The following is a 17,018-nucleotide window of genomic DNA, read 5'->3' as shown; positions in this document are numbered from 1 at the left end:
CACTTTACCCTCGCTCTCGCGAGCGCATAACCCAGGCTACGTCAAGTGCCATCGATATATTCAGCAAGCCCTAATTAGACAATGTGGTGAGAGGCAGTAGATTTCCAACATCCGCCGTGCGTTAGAAACCAATCGTTTTTGTCTCTACTCCCCAAAGATTGGCTCTATTACCTCTAACCCATCATTAGAGCGGTATGATTTTTTTTAAGAATGCTAGAGAAAAACGGAGAAAGCGTTGCTCCCCATTAGTTTATTCTCAGCGCCGAGCGTTATGGCTTGATAACCAAGAGCTATTGTTGCTGGGTAAGCGAAACTTTTTGATTAAATTATCATAATTTATCTGGGCTAAAAGTTTTTAGTAAACACTTGTCTACAATCAATATTTTGGGCGCTAGCAGTCGAGTTTTATTTAATTCTTCTTGTTCCATTTTATCCCGTTTTCGATGTTGAGGTCGCGGTTTCTAGTGTGAGTTACCGCACTTTTTTAGGTATTCCCATCCTCCGAGTTTTGCGACTTGTTCTCTCCCGGTTTTTTGGCCGATCGCACCCTGTTCCTTCAGAATTACCACGGCGAACCGATCATGGTAAAAGCAGCCCAATAATAAGGATGCGACAAATTTCGATCGCCCCTGGCGGCCAACTCCGACGGCAAAGGCAGAGCTTGATTGTTGCCCGATCGTACCAAATAACCATCTTGCAACCGCACTTCACCCCGCAACATCGCCAACTGCGCTTGCCGCAAAGCCTCCGCCTTAATCGGCGCTGTACGCAACTGCTGGTAAAACTCAGTCATCAGCCCCAAAGTACCGACATCGCTGACATACCACAAACTCGCCAAAGCCGATTTTACCCCCGCGTGCACCGCTAACCCCGCAAACCCCAACTCAGCTTGTTCGTCTCCCACCGCCGTAGTACACGCACTCAAAACCAACAACTCCACCTGCGGGTTAGATAACTTCAACTGATCCAACTGATTCAACCGCAACTTAGTATCCCAAAACTGAATGTAAGAATTTTGGGCACCCCCAGGTTGAAAATCGCCGTGAGTAGCTAAATGAATAATTTTGTATTGCGATTGATTGCGCTTCTGCTTCAAATTTGCCAAAGTAAAAGCTTCATTGAGAAAAGACGAACCTGGCCAAATCTTGCCCACAATTGTCGATATTTCCAACGGCACCGCAGGCAAAGGATTTTGATCGTATTTAGCGGGAAAATTCGACGCACCCATCGCTAACACTTCAGAACCCTTAACATCGGCATAGCGAGTATCAGTTAAACTCAAACTCGGAATCAGCCCCAAACTGTACTTTTCTACCAAAAACTGCTTGCCGTCGTAAAGAGCAGCCAAAGGCAAAGTTCGCAAACCGACATCCATAGAAAACACCAAAGTGTCAATCTTGTTAGCCTCCAATTCCGGTTGCAGCGGTGCAATTAACCACTGGTAAAGTTCCTCGGCAGGTTGCTTGTAGTCAGCAGCATTCAATCTCCTGGGAGTTCTGATAGCATTAGTGAATTCTTTAGCAACTTGCAAAACTGTCTCGCGGCTTGCAGGCACACTTTTAAAAACATTTTTGCCGTCTGGCAATAACAACACAAGTTCTAAATGTTTCTCTTTTGCCCATACGTAAAGGATGGCGGGTTTAACCCCAGTCAACTGATTGACGCTGTTGAGAGTATCTCGAATACTTTTCTGCGTAACTGACTTTTCAGTGACAGTGCCCCCAAAGTAACGTTCAAATTCCCGGCCTTGAGTTCTATCCCTTTGCTGCACTGCGTCGATCGGATTTATTTGCGCGATCGAGTTCGATCGAGAAATCTCAGGAACCCTCAGATTCCCCATACTTTCTGCTGTCACCGCACTCGCCGGCTTCTGTGGAGTTGTTGCCACGCTGGCGTTTTCTGTCGCCACAGGCGTACCCAAATTGCCTTTTAACACCGACGGCGACAGTAGTACCGGGCCCGCAGCAGTCTGGTTAGACTGAGCCTCAACAGGCGCAGCAGCAGGTTCTGGCGAGACATTTGTGGTACTGATCTTTGCCGCAGACGCTGTGGGGCCGAGAATCACCTGAGTCACAATTTGTTGAGAGTTGTCTGTAGTTTGCAGTTCCACGCTGGTAGTTGGTGCCGGACTCGGCACGATCGCCAGTGGCCCGATCGCAGTTGAGGAGGTGGCAGTGTTCGACTTCGAGTTTCCAGTCCCAACAGTCGCCACCGTGCAGGTTCCAGACGAGCAAGTGCTTTGCAGCAACGTCTGTGAACCCGATTGAGCCAGCCCGTCTGTAGAAATGCTGACCTCGGCGCGCTCAGCATTAGTTCCTGTTCCCGGAGTCCGAAACGCTCCCCCAGCCTCGATTGCCACATCGCCACCCGTATTGCCACGAGCTTTGATCGAAACAACTTCAACATCTTTCTGCCCGATAATTTGGCTCGAACCTGCACTTCCCGATTGCGAACTCGAGTTGATCACCCCTGTAACGATCCGGCCCGGCGCCGCAATCGAAATATCTCCCCCGCTTCTGGCACCAAAAGCATCGATGTTGTCGGTTTCTACCGCACCGGCGCTGCGAATATTGATAGGGCCCGCCACCCCGGAAGTTGAGCGAGATGAAACCGTACCAGCAGTCAACTTGCCTTGGGTGCTAGTGATGTTAATCCCCGCAATCGAGGTAACGTCTCCGACGGCTACAGTACCGCCCATCAGAGAGATCGTGGCGTTATCAGTGCCGACGATCGCACCCGTTCCCACGATCGCGCCTGCGCCATTGGGCGATCGGATCGTCGTCGGATCTTGAAATGTCAACGCCAGTGGCGTTGAATTTGGCGTTGAATCTGGCGTTGGAGAACCAATCGAGATCGCACCGCTACCGTCAGCGCGCCCGATCGTGATCGAAGCAAACCCATTCCGAAAAGTGTTCAATTCAGCAGCAGTCAAGTTCAGAGCTTCTGTATCGCCAGAACCTTGAATTATAATATTTTGACTAGGATCAGCCGGTTGCAGCACCAGATTGCCGTTGCTGATGAGCGAATTTTTGTCACCTATCAAGTCAATTTCGTTGCCCGTCAGGGTAATATCTCCCCCTGTTTGGGCGCCACCAGCTTCGATCGCCCCTGCAGTGACTCCATTGCGCCCCGTCAGCGTCACATTCCCCGCGCGATCGCCCCTTGTGTCGATCGCCCCTGCTGTCACCGTGCCCTGTGCGGTAACACTAACATCTCCCGCCGAATTGCGTATATCTTGGGAAGAATTGACAGAAGTGTTGATGGTGCGGGCAGTTCCAGTAAGTAGCTGACCGGTTGTGACATTGCCTGCGGTGCTGACGATGCGAATTTCCTGATTGTTGGTAGTGATATTTCCGGTTCTGATATTGCCGTCAGCTTTGAGAGTAATTGAGGCATTGTCGGCCGCTGTCAAAGAATTTGTGGTAGTGATTGTTCCCAAACCCGCTGGCGATTGAATAATTAGCGGATCATAAAATGTGAAATCGTTGGCAATCAGAATTGAACCGATACCGTTGCTGCGGCCGATCGTAATTCCAGCAAACCCATTTTCCAAACTTCCGAGGTCGCTTGCCGTCAGATTCAAATAAATATTAGTACCGACATCTCCAGAACCGCCGATCGCAATATTTTGACCGGGACTCCAAGGTTGCAGTACCAAAAAGCCAGTACCGCTGACTGAATTTTTGTCGCCTTTAAAATTAATTTCATCACCCGTCAAAGTAATGTTTCCCGAACCACCAGCGACGACGCTCACTCCCAGAACATTCCGAGCCGTCACAGTTACATTTCCCGTCGCTTTGGAGCCGCTGGCATCAATTTTTTGGGCCGTTACGTTCAGGCCTTCAAGCAAAATATTCCCGCTGCTGCCGGTGCTGGGATTGGATGAAGAAATATTGTTTGCAACGGTTGTGCCCGGACTAATCAAACTAATATTTCCGCCGTTACTCGACAAATTGCCTGCCGTAATTTGACTTCCCGAAATGGCGATCGCACCGCCAGCCGTGCTAATTGTATCTCCAGAATTCATCGAAAAAACACCCGCACCACTGCGATCGGCATCTGCTCTCAATGTTACCGAACCAGTAGTTGCTTGAAAGCTCAACTGATTGTCCGCCAAATCAGCAATTGTAATATCATTGAGCGCTTCGAGAACCACATTTGCCGTCCCCGACATACTTTCCAAAGCTGTAGCCGAAATTGTCAGCGAAGGCTCAGAATTGTTTTCCTGTCCTGGTACCGTTCCTGTTGACAAAATATTATTGTTGGCAATTATTGCCGCATCGCCCGCAGCTTCTGGGGAATCTGTAATTAAAATATTTTCGGGATCTAACAGCAAAGTGCCCAAACCGTTTGTCCCAGAGGTATCAACAGTACCGTTAAAAATCAATCTTTGCTTGCCCGAAACTTCCACAAACCCGCCAACACCTGCGGTTGCCGTTGCAGAAACGCCATTTGCGCTAATGCTGCCCAAAAATGCTGTTGTGTTGTCAGCCCAGACAAAAACTCTGCCGCCGTTGCCTGATTCAGTTGCGTTGGCGGCGATCGAACTTTTGCCATCCACGTAAGTCATCCTGGCATTCGGCACAGTTCCCTCGCCTCGGTAATCTCCCCCGATCCGCACCGTTCCGCCGCCGTCTGGCCCCGAAGCCTCAATCTTCGCTCCCAACAGCCCTACCTTGTCACCCAACACGTTGACGCTTCCTCCCGCGCCCCCCCTGGCAGACACGTCCGCAGCACCCGCTACCAGCGCAGTTCCAGCACCTGCAGGCACTGTTTGGCCGCCTGTGAGTACGACTTCACCTTGAGCGTTCGTAGTTATACCCGTAGCGTTAGCCACGCCTGGGCCCGAAAGCAGCCGAGGTAAAGTCAGCGGAGAGAAGGGAACACCTTCGGAACCCGACACTCCTGCAGCCGGAGAAACTTCTAAACTCAGCAAAAGTCCGTTTTGACTGAACCGCACCAGATTTTCGCCCGGAACAGCCGCCACAGTAATTTGACCGCCTGGGGCTGAAAGTTTCCCTGTACTGATGACCGTACCGCCCAGCAAAGTCAAATTTTGCCCCGTGCCGACAGCCAAGTTACCGGCATTGACAATACTTCCCGGCTGTGAGCCAAAAACAAAAGCATTCGGCGTTCCGACTAGGGCGGCGTAGTCCATCGCCCCAGTACCGTTGAACCAGCCGTTGTCAAAACCGATACCGCTAGCGGTGGTAGCAAAAAAAGACCCGGACACATCGAGTCGGGCATTCGTTCCAAAAATAATCCCTGCGGGATTCATGAGCAACAAATTAGAATTGCCGCCACTAACTTGAATTAAACCGTTAATTAAGGAAGCATCCCCGCCGACAACACGGCCGAGGATATTTTTAACGCTTGGGTTGGAGATGAAATTGGCAGTTTCGCCAGGATTCAGATTAAACCGAGTAAAACTGTGGAACAAATTTGCTCCGTCTCTGGAGGGAGTGCCGCCTTTAATGTCGTAGCGAGGAGGCGACCCTGTACCTGGGGCGGTGACAGCGGTTCCGGTGCCGTCTGGGGCTGGAGTAATAGATTGTGCCGCAGCAATTTGAGATTGGTGATAAATTGCCACGAGTACCCATCCGTTGCTGTTTTCTTTGAGGAAAACTAGGTTGGGGAAAAAATCTACTATCAAAAATCCAGCAAGGGGAATTGCTGCCAGAATCGACCGCACAGCACGTTGAGCATTCATAAGTTTGCCTCGGTCTAGACCTTAATTCGAGTTTAAAATTGAGATTTTAGGTAAAAAAGAGTCGATCGCACCCCAACGCTGACACTTCCTAACGCGAACTCTCGATCGCAAATCTTAAAATTTAAGTCTAAATTTGATTGTGTCACCAACATAGCAAAGACTGACAGTAAGTGTCGAAACCCAGGAAGTTTAAACAGAGAAAATTATGAGCGATCGCATTGTCCGTCTGATCGGTTTAACAGGGGGCATCGCCACCGGTAAAACCGCTATATCTAATTATCTGGCCTATGCCTGTGGATTTCCGATTTTAGATGCCGATATTTACGCCCGCGAAGCTGTGAACCCCGGTTCGCCAATACTTGACTCTATTGTAAAACGATACGGTGCCGGTATTTTGCTCCCGGACGGCAATTTAAATCGGCCAGAGTTGGGAAGTATTATTTTTTGTAACGCAGACGAGCGGCAGTGGTTGGAACAACAGATTCACCCTTACGTGCGCCGCCGATTAGTTGAGGAAACTCAAAGCTGCATTGCTGCATCGAGTTTGGTATCCCAAGGCACACAGGATTTAGGTACAAAGACTCAAGAAACCGGCTTTTTTCACCCTCATCAAAAGCTAGAACCGAGTATTGTTGAAAAAAAACCCGGTTTCTGCGCCCCGGCTGACACGTTGACTTTGGTTTTGGTAGTGCCGCTGCTGTTTGAAGCTAACATGACTGACTTGTGTACCGAAATTTGGGTAGTGTACTGTTCACCCGAAGTGCAGTTAGAACGACTAATGCAGCGAGATGGCTTAAGTTACGATCGAGCTAATGCCCGCATTAACGCCCAGTTGCCGCTGGCTCAAAAGTGTCAACAAGCTGATGTCATTTTGGACAACTCGTCAACGCTCGACTCGCTATTCCTGCAGGTAGATGTGCAAGTCAGTCGCGTTGAGATTTGAGATTTGAGATTGAATCCGCGATATGGGTTTTAAAACCAGTTTTTTTTACTCCCTGCGCGCCAGTTCGATTTGAGAGTTGAGATTTGAGATTGAATCCACGATTTTGTCAACGGGCTTTTTTCCCAACCGCTTTCGACTCCTCCTTCAAAGTGGCGCGTAAGCCCTCTTGTCACAAAGCAAGATCAAAAAAGATCAGAAAAAATCAGAAAAAATCAAAGGTTCACAATTTATTTAAAAATACAATAGCAACCATTTATGAAGTTAATGTGAAAATTAGGCCTTGCCCGCTTTAAGGAATCTCATTCAACAAGATATTTATATGTAACGTGCGGATGGAGCGCCTCGGTACTCTCTTGTTGTGTCTTTCATCCCAGGGTTGCCGCTTCACCTCAATAAATTATGAAGTTAATCATAAAAGTAGTAAAACTTTACAATTGGCGTTTTATTTCCTTGTTGGAAGACTGTTTCAAGAGGTTTCCAGGGGCGATACCCTTTTAGATTTTAGATTTTAGATTGGGGAATGATTTATAACTACCAGGGTTGGGAAGACGGGCATAGAAGAGTAGCATGATTTTTTTGAACATGGTCTTGAATTATGCTGGTTGCCCGTAAGTAGCAGATAACTAGAAATTATCCGCGAACAAGGGATCTAGATGATGGATTTCACCCGCTTTTAACCAAAACTCAAAAAAATTGCAGGTGTCCTCACTTACTAATTGATGATTTCGCCACAATTATTTTTTTTATCCTGATAGCAGAGTACAGACTGCGTATCAAGGAGGAGAAAATACAAACACCAAAATTTATGATGCGCGTTTACTCTTCCATCCTGATGTCAAGCCTGTTACTGAGTGGTACCGCAGTTAACGCTCAAAGCTTAGAAACTCGATCGACCTTTTTTGCTCAAGACAACTCTGCTCCCGAAATTTTAACCGCTCTACCTGACACTCAGAGCTTGTACGATAACGAGAAAGATACGGCGCCAGGACGAGGCGATGGGAGATAAAGCCGAAAAAAGCGATAATTGCAGCGAATTAGGGGGATAATGGGAGAATATAAAATTGGGATAAGAAGATAAAAATTGAAGATTTCGATTTATTAATTCGGGACTTAGGTACTGTGTACCAAAAAACCGATTTTTCAGCGGTATTTGACGACTCAAGACATAATTTTTGGCTATTCCGGTTTTTTTGCCCAATATCGTCAAAATATCAGACACCACAAACGGGCGGGAAATGTTGCACTCAAAAAATAAAGAAAGGTAAAGCACGAGTAGGAATCTGGCGCTTTACCTTTTTTTTTAAACTTTTGCAGCTTTAATCTTCTTCCGCAGCTTCGCCACCAACAACGACATCGCGAATCCGCAAACTCGGGCCGCCGCAGCCGACGGGCAAACCGCTTTGTCCTGCTTTGCCGCAGCCGCCGGATTCATCCCAGTAGAAATCGTCGCCGATCGCCTCAATATCGGCTAGAGTGCTGAAAACATTACCCGAAAGAGTAACATCCCGCACCGGATTGTCTAGTTTTCCGTCGCGGATCATCCAAGCTTCGCCGGCACTGAAAGTAAACATTTCGCCGTTAGTCATGCCACCTTGCCAATTGCGCGCATAAACTCCTTCCTTGATACCAGAAAATAAGTCAGCAACTGGCGTGTCACCCCGTTCGATCCAAGTATTCGTCATGCGGACGATCGGCGGATAATGATAATTCAAACAGCGAGCATTGCCAGTAGGCGTTTCTCCCAACTTGCCCGCCGTTTCCCGCGAGTGCAGCCGCCCGACTAAAGCGCCGTCTTTAATTAACTGAGTAGTAGTCGCCGGAGTCCCTTCATCGTCGTAAAAATAGCTGCCCCGGTGTCCCTCTGGCGCTGCACCATCGAAAATTTGCAAGTTTTTGGGGCCGAACTGGCGGCCGAGGGTCATAATTTCCAAAATGTCGGGATTTTCGTAGGCCATGTCGGCTTCGGAAAGGTGTCCGAAGGCTTCGTGGACGAATAATCCGGTCAAAATTGGGTCGATGACGACGGTGTAGGTGTTGCCTTGGACGGGGGGTAAGGCTAGGGAATCTACGGCTCTCTGGGCGGCGCTGCGAACTTGAACATCGAGATCGGTTAAATCTTCGTAAGCTTTGCGGGAACCCGTGGTTTCGCGGCCGGTTTGTACGGTTTCCCCGCTGCGGGCTGTGGCGGCAAAGCGCATTTCCATGTCTGCCCAACCTTGTTCGAGCATGGTGCCTTCGGAGGTGGCGAGGATGATGCGCTGGGTGCTGTCGCCGTAGCGCACGGAGATTGTGGCGATGCGGGGGTCAATGCTGCGGAGAATGGCCGCGTAGCGATCGCACAATTGCTTTTTGTCAATTAGGGGAACCAGACGGGGGTCTGTTCCTGTCAGCGGCAGCAAGCAAATGTCTTGTACTGGCGTAACTGGCGCCAGGATCGTTTCTTCTTCGCCGATCAGTTTTGCCGCGGCGATGGCTTCTTCGATTCTTTCGGCGAGGGTGGAAAGTCGGTTAAAACTGGCAAAGCCCCAGCCGCCTTTGTGACAAGCTCTGACTTGGCCGCCAATTGAGACTCCTTCGCTGAGGGTTTCAATTTTTTCGCCCCGCAGCAGGATGTCGGTGCCTTCGGCTTCTTCCAGTCGAATTGCCAGATAATCGACTTGGTGACGGTAGCGTGCCATTAAGTCTGACAGCAGATTTTTCGAGTCGGCGATCGAGGTGGGCATAAGGAAAGCACGGTGTTTAACTTACTTCATTTTGCACTTTTGTCAGGGCAATCGTACAAAATACCGCCGCAAGCGCGGAGATTGCGACTTATTGGTACGGTTCTGCCAATATCGTTAGTTGACAAATGTGGATATCCTGTGAGTTAGGAGGAAGGCGCAAGAAATTATGCGGGATTTTTCGATCGTGCTGGTGCTTGACTCCTAACTCCTGAACTTTCCTATACATAAATACTTCACCCTTCATGCCTCCGAAGGTGGGTTTATAACTGTGAATACTTACTTTTTACCGACAATAAGCGAAATTTTAGCCTCCGAAGGCCAAGAAAATGACCTCAGTCTCTTTGATGCTAAGTTGGCGGGAGAAAACAACCGCCATCGGTGTCCTGCAAGCCGTGGGGCTTCTCGGCTGAAAGCTGAACAGGAATGGTACGGGGCGATCGCAGCTTTGAATCAAATGCTCGATCGGCAAAAAGCAGGACAAAAAACAAATGCCGATCGAGCAAATGGTCGATCGACAATCTCCAATTCCTGTCAGGGATTGGTGTTGTCTGGCCCGTCTTCGGTTTTGACTCACCCCGCTTTGGCCAACGGCTTTGCCAATTGGATTTTTACCAGTATTCCCGACAACGATGCAGCTTTGTGGTCTTTTCGGGCTAGACAAACTTTAGCTTTAATGCCCGCGGCTGATGTGCAAATATCAGTGCCTGCGGCGGCCCCGGCTTTGGCTTTGGCAAGTGGCGATCCCTTAGCCAACGAGCAGTTTTGTTTGGTTTTAACTGCTAGTTTTAGCCTGGTGATGGTTTTGGGTGAAAATTCGGCCGGAATTCCGGCTTTTCTATTTTCTTTCGATCCGCAAGTAGTGGCGAAAGCTTGGGAGGTTTTGCGGCGCAGGGTGACTGAAAGCGAATGTTTGCTTGCCAATTCTGACGGTAGCTTCAATTTACCAGTTAGCAAATTAACTAATAATTCTACTAAATTAGACGGGCTGTTCCAGCAGTTTTTGCCTGTGGAGCCAAATTATCAAACAGTGATGCAGTTCAGCCGCTTGCTGTTGCATAATTTGCCGGTTGGGAAAGATGAAGCAGGCAGGATAAAGGATGAAAGAATTGATGATGGTTTGAACCATAGACCTCACAAGTTATCGGCTACAGATATCAACTGCAAATCTCCAATTCCTCTGGCTACTAAAGAGGTGGAATTACTACAGGCGATCGCCCACGAAGTCCGCACTCCTTTGGCTACCATTCGCACCCTGACTCGGCTGTTGCTGAAGCGCCCCAAACTCGATCCGGTGGTGGTCAAGCGTTTGGAAACGATTGATGCTGAGTGTACCGCTCAGATCGATCGCTTCGGTTTAATTTTCCGCGCCGTGGAATTGGAAATGTCGCAAGCTAAAAATTCGGGCGTGCAGCTAACAGCAATGTCCCTCGGTGAAGTGCTACAAAATAGCATTCCCCGCTGGCAAAAACAGGCGGCTGTGCGAAACCACACTTTGGAAGTTATTGTGCCGAAAAAGTTGCCTGCCGTAGTCAGCGATCCGACGATGCTGGATCAGGTTTTAACTAATTTGATTGAGAATTTTACTCGAACTTTGCCTTCCGGGAGTCGCATTCAGGTGGAGGTGACATTGGCGGGCAATCAGTTAAAGTTGCAGTTGGAATCGGAACACTTACCTGAAGGTAATGTCGCATCGACTTTTGCAGAAGCGGCGAATGCTCCTTTGCGATCGATCGGGCCTTTGTTGATGGTGCAGCCGGAGACGGGAAGTTTGAGTTTAAATTTGAGCGTGACTAAGAATTTATTTCGGGCTGCTGGCGGGAAGTTGGTAATTCGCCAGCGACCTCAAAAGGGCGAGGTGATGACGGTATTTTTGCCGCTGCAATAGTAGTCAGTTGTCCGTAGTTGGTTGTCAGTTGTCGGTTGTTATTATATCAATTCCGGTTGCATCGGAATAATTTAACCGCAGAGGACGCAGAGAACGCAGAGGAAGAGAAGAGAGAGATTAATAATACCGGTCAACAACGGACAACTGACAACGGACAACTGACAACGGACAACTGATAACTAATTCTTAATCAATTAAAATCTCAATGACAAACTCCGTTCCTTCTGCCGCTGTAGAAAAACAACTCAGTTTGCCGCCGTGTTTTTCTTCTACAATTTGACGCGCGATCGCCAGTCCTAAGCCAGTTCCTTTGCCCACATCTTTAGTGGTAAATAGATGGTCGAAGATATGATTTTTCACCTCTTCTGACATTCCTTTGCCGTTGTCGGCGATGGAAATTTTTACCTTTTCACCTTCTACTTTTGTCCGAATAGTGATGTGATTGGGATGGGCTTGAATTTCGGCAAAACTCCGTCCTTGATTCGATTCTTCTAAGGCATCGATCGCATTTGCTAACAAATTCATAAATACCTGGTTTAATTGTCCCAAATAACATTTTACTTGGGGGATATTGCCGTACTCTTTAAGGATTTTAATTTCAGGATGCTTGTCGTTCGCTTTCAGGCGATGCCGTAAAATCATCAAAGTGCTATTGAGACCTTCGTGGATATTGGCCTCAACTTTATGGGCCGTATCGGCGCGAGAGAAAGTGCGGAGGGAGGTGCTGATGTTTTTGATGCGCTCGCATCCTATTTTCATGGAACTCAGCATTTTGGGTAAATCTTCTACTAAATAATCTAAATCTATTGCCTCTGCTTTCTTAATCAATTCTGCTTCCGATGGCGGAAATTTTTCTTGATAGAGGCGCAAATAATCAATTAAGTCTTGGACTCCAGCATGAGCTTCATTAATGTTCCCGGCAATGAAACCAACGGGGTTATTGATTTCATGGGCAACCCCGGCCACTAGATTACCTAATGCTGACATCTTTTCACTTTGGATCATTTGCATCTGAGCTTGCTGAAGTTCATTCAAAGTCTGCTGCACTTGGTGATAGAGACGGGCATTCTCTAGAGCGATCGCGGCTTGACTAGAGAGAAAATTCAGCACTAGGAGGCGATCGCGACTAAACACCCCGCTGGTTATCCGATTTTCTAGATACAAAATGCCGACCAAATTCCCCTGATTTAGAATTGGCAAACCCAGCAAACTCTCTGGTTGGTGGTGGTCTAAATAATCGTCAATCACAGGCAGATCAGTTTTGGCGTGATCGATGACAACTGCTGCTAGGGTGTTTTTGACATACTGGATTAATTTAACAGGAACGGTGGGATTATTCTCTAGGGGTTCCTTTTGCAGGCTCATGTTTTCCCACGTAGCTATTGCCCGCACTTGCCATTGTTGATCTTGGCAGAGCATCAGTACACAGCGATCGGCTCCCGAGTTTTGTAACATGGTTTGGGTGACAATTTGCAGCAACTCCTCCAGGTCGATCGTGCTGGAGATGACTTGGGAAATTTGCAGCAGGGTCGAAAAATCTAGAGCCTGGTTAATGGAGGTGCTTGAGGTAGTGTGGTGGGTGCCCGAATGAATAGAGTAGGTGGGATTGGTGAGGGTGGATAGGGTTTCTAAAATAGTGAGGGGTTGGCCGGACTGTTGTAAGATGGGGCGCAGCAGATCGGGATAACGTTTTTCTAGGTCATCGGTTTTGGCTTTGGCTCCCCAGCGGGCGTAACAATAGTAGGCTTCCTGCATATAGCCTGCAGCGACTTTTTCTTTGCCCCAGTCGAGGTAGAATTTAGCTGCGAGTTCGTGGGCGAGGGCTTCTTCGTTGAGGAATTGGTTTTCTTTAGCGAGTTGAATGGCGCGATCGTACAACTCAGCAGCAGGCCATTTTTCTTGAGCAACGCGAGCCATCTCCGCCTCTAAAAGCAGAAATTTGGACAGACAGTTTTCAGGACAGTTGTGTGCCCAGATTTGAAGTTGTTGCCGATTATTCTGAACAAATTCTTGATAATCTTTTGGTTGTTTTTCCGGTGCTTCCCCATAAAGTTGCAATACAGTCAAAGACTGATAAAAACAATGCATAACACGTTGAAATTGTCCATATAGTGCATTAGAAAACTCGGCTGCGGCTACTAACATTTCATAAGCTTTAGCATACTCACCATAGGTAAAAAACAAAAATGCTTTAGCGAAATAGTAAGTGCTACTGCCATAGCCATAGCCAATTTCATTGAATGTTGCTAGCGCCGACTCTTCATCAAATGTTTCAGAGCTAAGGCTATACTTCCCTATCGTTAGCCCTTGCAAATTCTCTAGAAGCTTGCACTGAAGAATTAGGGCAAATGCTGTCGTAATCTCCGTTCGTTCCGCAAAGCTGATGTACTTTTCATGTCGAGCCAGCAAACTGTGAATATCGCTTGAGACGATCGCCTGCTGCCAGAAACTGAACAGGGCACTGTGATGACACCAAGAAAAATCCCCTACCTCCATTGCCCCCTGATAAGCAGCTTGTTGCAGAACAAGATTGGAACTGACGTGCTTGCGCCAATGGTTGATAAAGTTGCCGAAGGACATATAAATTTTGCCATTCAGGGTGGTGTTATGAAATTTTTCATTCACCTTTAACCCTAAAAGTCCAAACTCATACCCCAATTCATAGTCTTGAAAGCGTTGGCAGAGAATTGTGCCATACCAAACATAAACAAAACCCGCCACATTTGTATTCCCGTATTGCAAACAGAGATTGGTCATGTGTAAAACAACCAACACTAACAACTCCTGATTAGTTAGGTAAGTGGGCGGTACCATGTTCATTAGCAGTTTGATCAGCATCTGGCGTTCTTCATCGACAATGAGGGGTGCGTCGATTAGTCCTGCAACTGCGCGCTGATTTAAGGTTTTTTTAACTTCCAGAGCCATCCCTTCTAACTCGGCTTTATTTGGCAGAATTACCAGTTCTAATCCTAACAGTTTCATTCCTGCAATTCCTACCTGAATCGCCTTTTGATACAGGGCATTATTTTGATAATGAGTTAGCTGAATCGCAATAATTTTGGCTTTATCAAGACTCGACTGGGCATAACTAAATGCGATTTCTATCAAACTTTCAGCTTCCTCAAACTCACCTGCCAAGAATTCAGCCTCAAGGCTTTCTAAATACATCGTAAATGTTAATTCATAAGCCGAATCCCATTTATTAGCTGGTAGAAAACTTAAACCAAAAGCGAGATATTTTATCGCCGATTCATAAGCCGTTGAAAGTTTAGCTCTCTGCCCTGCAAAGAGGCTAATCTTAGCGAGCTTGGTGCGTTCTTCTTGCTGCGTTATTAGCTCCGAGCCAATAATAAAATGATTAATAATATCGAACACTTCTTCTCCTCTTTCAACTTCTGAGAAATTCGGCAGAAGTAACTGTCCTATTTTGAGATGGGTGGTTTGCTTTTGGTCATCAGGAATTAATGAATAAGCAGCTTGCTGAACCCGATCGTGTAGAAATTTGTAGTGAGGTAATTGAGCGGCGGTATTTGGCAAGCTAGGGGTGCTTTTCCCCTCTTCTTTCCCTATATAAAACTTGTAAATTTCACTGGTTGGTAAGATGAATCCTTCTTGCAAGGATTTCCACAAATCCGCAGCAGTTTCTTCCGGCGACTTCTCGCTGACTACCGCCAATGTATTCAAATCAAACTGCGCTCCAATGCACGCAGCCAACTTCAGCACATCCTGAGTTTTTGGCGGCAATTTCTGCAATTGCATCGCCATAAACTCCACTACATCATCGGTGATAGTTAGGGCTTTGACTTTGGCGATATCGCACTGCCACCCCCCTGTTACCCCCCTGTGTCCTCCCCTGATAAGGGGGGATGTTACCCCCCTCTCTCCCCCCTCGGTAAGGGGAGATGAAAGGGGGGTGGGATCAAACGCAATCAGCCCATCTTCCTGTAGCGCCCTGAGAAATTGCGTGGCAAAAAATGGATTGCCTTTGGTTTTTTGATAAACTAACTCGGTTAATGGCTCAGCAAGAGGGATCTCGCACGAGAGCGTATCTGCTATCAAATCGTTAATATCGACTTGACTCAGAGGTTCCAAGGTAATAGTATTTACCGTTACTTGGGATTTTTCCATCTCTGCTACTGCCAACATAAATGGATGAGCCGGAGATACTTCGTTATCTCGATATGCCCCAATTAGCAGCAAATTCTGACTATCTTTTTCACTCATCAACACTTGCAAAAGCTTCAGGGATGCTGAATCTGACCATTGCAAATCATCCAAAAAAATCACTAAGGGATGTTCTTTTGTGGCAAAAACAGAGATAAATTTTTGAAATAGTAAATTGAAACGGTTTTCGGCGGCACTTCCCGAAAGTTCAGAGACAGGCTGTTGTTTGCCAATAATTCGTTCCAGTTCGGGAATTACTTCTACAATAACTTGACCGTTTTCGCCAATAGCATTGATAATTTTCCTTGGCCATTGTTCGAGCTGAACGTCGCTTTCTGAGAGTAATTGATCCATTAAATCTCGGAAGGCTTGCACAAAAGCGCTAAAGGGAATGTTGCGTTGAAATTGGTCGTATTTGCCTTTGATAAAATAACCGCGTTGCCGAACTATGGGTTTGTGAATTTCGTTGACTACAGCGGTTTTCCCAATGCCGGAAAATCCGGCTACTAGCATCATTTCGCTGCGGGATAAGTTTGAGTCCGCCCAGCCAGACTTACTAAGGGGTGAGTCTTCTTTTGCATGGTTTCTCTCGTTCCCAGGCTCTTCTGGCGAACGAAATTTAGAGGGGTTTGCTACTCGATCGAAGGCTGCTAATAATGCAGCGACTTCGGTTGCTCGACCGTAGAGTTTTTCAGGTATGATAAAGCGATCGCAAAAATCGCGCCCCCCAATGGCAAAACTCTCAATCTTACCTGTCTCATTGAGTTGTTGCAAACAAATTTTTAAATCGGCTTTCAGCCCTAATGCACTCTGATAGCGACATTCGGCATTTTTGGCAATCAATTTGCTGACAATTTCCGAGAGGACAAGGGGTATTTCGGGATTAACTTCACGTACAGATGGCGGGTGCTGGGCAATATGGCAGTGGATCAATTCCATCGGATCGGTGGATTGAAATGGCAATTTTCCTGTCAGCAATTCGTAAAAAGTTATACCTAATGAATAAAAATCTGTGCGGTAGTCAAGGCCGCGATTCATTCTTCCTGTTTGTTCGGGAGATAAGTAGCTGAGTGTTCCTTCGATCACGTTGGGACTCATCAGCATTTGAGTTTCTCGTGGCAGCAAAGATGCAATACTAAAGTCAATGAGTTTGACTTGTTTAGTCTCGGGATTTATTAAAATATTGGCTGGTTTAATGTCTTTGTGAATGATGCGGTGGCGGTAAAGTATATCTAATGTATTGCTTAGGTCGATCGCAATTTGGAAAAAATCTACCAGAGATGGCACGGTTTTTCCTTTTCCAGTCCATTCCTTCAGAGAAATTCCCCCGAAGTCTTCCACAATCAGGGCATAGCCGTTCCGGTAGGGTTCCAAGCTGTAGGTCTCGATGATTCCGGGCAAATTCAGGTTTTTGGCGATCGTGTATTGATTGCGAAAATGCAAGAGTTCGCTGAAGCTGGGATATTCGTTTCGCAAGACTTTAATGGCGACCAGTTTTTGGTCGCAGAGGCGAGTTCCGCGATAAACTAGGGTGCGAGTGCCTGAATAAATTCGAGCGAGAATTTGATAGCCAGTTAGTTCTATCATAACAAG

The 17,018-nt window shown here is 47.2% G+C and carries 6 protein-coding genes; 3 read left to right on the top strand and 3 right to left on the bottom strand.

Annotation, left to right across the window (positions count from 1 at the left end; genetic code table 11):
* Positions 1–562: 562 nt before the first annotated feature.
* Positions 563–5,710: a CHAT domain-containing protein gene (locus tag QUA90_RS24110; RefSeq protein WP_333448146.1), complete on the bottom strand. Its 5,148-nt coding sequence runs from the start codon at positions 5,708–5,710 to the stop codon at positions 563–565.
* A gap of 205 nt (positions 5,711–5,915) precedes the next feature.
* On the opposite strand from QUA90_RS24110, the gene coaE reads away from it, so the two are divergent.
* Positions 5,916–6,653: a dephospho-CoA kinase gene (gene coaE, locus QUA90_RS24105; RefSeq protein WP_333448145.1), complete on the top strand. Its 738-nt coding sequence runs from the start codon at positions 5,916–5,918 to the stop codon at positions 6,651–6,653.
* Positions 6,654–7,458: 805 nt separating this feature from the next.
* Complete coding sequence (gene patX / locus QUA90_RS24100; RefSeq protein WP_333388623.1) at positions 7,459–7,659, top strand: heterocyst-inhibiting protein PatX; 201 nt, start codon at positions 7,459–7,461, stop codon at positions 7,657–7,659.
* 310 nt (positions 7,660–7,969) lie between these two features.
* Here the strand turns inward: patX and QUA90_RS24095 are convergent, their stop codons facing one another.
* Complete coding sequence (locus QUA90_RS24095; RefSeq protein WP_333223663.1) at positions 7,970–9,376, bottom strand: TldD/PmbA family protein; 1,407 nt, start codon at positions 9,374–9,376, stop codon at positions 7,970–7,972.
* Positions 9,377–9,644: 268 nt separating this feature from the next.
* Between QUA90_RS24095 and QUA90_RS24090 the strand changes: the two genes are divergently transcribed.
* The gene (locus QUA90_RS24090; protein ID WP_333448144.1) at positions 9,645–11,261 is read left to right on the top strand and encodes a HAMP domain-containing sensor histidine kinase; all 1,617 of its coding nucleotides are present in this window, start codon (positions 9,645–9,647) and stop codon (positions 11,259–11,261) included.
* Between the two features lie 186 nt (positions 11,262–11,447).
* Here the strand turns inward: QUA90_RS24090 and QUA90_RS24085 are convergent, their stop codons facing one another.
* Positions 11,448–17,012, bottom strand: a complete 5,565-nt coding sequence (locus tag QUA90_RS24085; protein WP_333448143.1) for an AAA family ATPase — start codon at positions 17,010–17,012, stop codon at positions 11,448–11,450.
* Between the last annotated feature and the right edge of the window lie 6 nt (positions 17,013–17,018).

It is taken from the genome of Microcoleus sp. D3_18_C4 (assembly GCF_036702355.1).
In the GTDB taxonomy this organism is placed as follows: Bacteria; Cyanobacteriota; Cyanobacteriia; order Cyanobacteriales; family Microcoleaceae; genus Microcoleus.
The sequence above is the reverse complement of the archived record's forward strand: the minus strand, read 5'-3'. Positions and strand labels throughout refer to the sequence as shown.